The sequence below is a fragment of the Vibrio sp. ECSMB14106 genome (genome assembly GCF_000972265.1).
Classification (GTDB): Bacteria; Pseudomonadota; Gammaproteobacteria; order Enterobacterales; family Vibrionaceae; genus Vibrio; species Vibrio kanaloae.
In genome coordinates this window covers 1-707 of sequence record NZ_LAUM01000060.1, presented here as the reverse complement: position 1 = coordinate 707, position 707 = coordinate 1, and the positions used below count along the sequence as shown (strand labels likewise).

General features: G+C 53.7%; 1 rRNA gene. It reads left to right on the top strand.

Going from position 1 to position 707, the window contains the following annotated elements:
• Nucleotides 1-684: ribosomal RNA gene (locus WR49_RS20580) — 23S ribosomal RNA — on the top strand; the annotation flags it as partial.
• Nucleotides 685-707: the final 23 nt, after the last annotated feature.

Below are 707 nucleotides of genomic sequence, written 5' to 3'. Positions count from 1 at the left end.
ACGGACAGTGCCTGGTGGGTAGTTTGACTGGGGCGGTCTCCTCCCAAAGAGTAACGGAGGAGCACGAAGGTGGGCTAAACACGGTTGGACATCGTGTGGTTAGTGCAATGGCATAAGCCCGCTTGACTGCGAGAATGACAATTCGAGCAGGTGCGAAAGCAGGTCATAGTGATCCGGTGGTTCTGAATGGAAGGGCCATCGCTCAACGGATAAAAGGTACTCCGGGGATAACAGGCTGATACCGCCCAAGAGTTCATATCGACGGCGGTGTTTGGCACCTCGATGTCGGCTCATCACATCCTGGGGCTGAAGTCGGTCCCAAGGGTATGGCTGTTCGCCATTTAAAGTGGTACGCGAGCTGGGTTTAGAACGTCGTGAGACAGTTCGGTCCCTATCTGCCGTGGGCGTTGGAAAATTGAAAGGGGCTGCTCCTAGTACGAGAGGACCGGAGTGGACGAACCTCTGGTGTTCGGGTTGTCATGCCAATGGCATTGCCCGGTAGCTACGTTCGGAATCGATAAGCGCTGAAAGCATCTAAGCGCGAAGCGAGCCTTGAGATGAGTTTTCCCTGGCACTATAAGTGTCCTAAAGGGTTGTCGTAGACTACGACGTTGATAGGCAGGGTGTGTAAGTGCTGCGAGGCATTGAGCTAACCTGTACTAATTGCCCGTGAGGCTTAACCATACAACACCCAAGGGGTTTTGTGG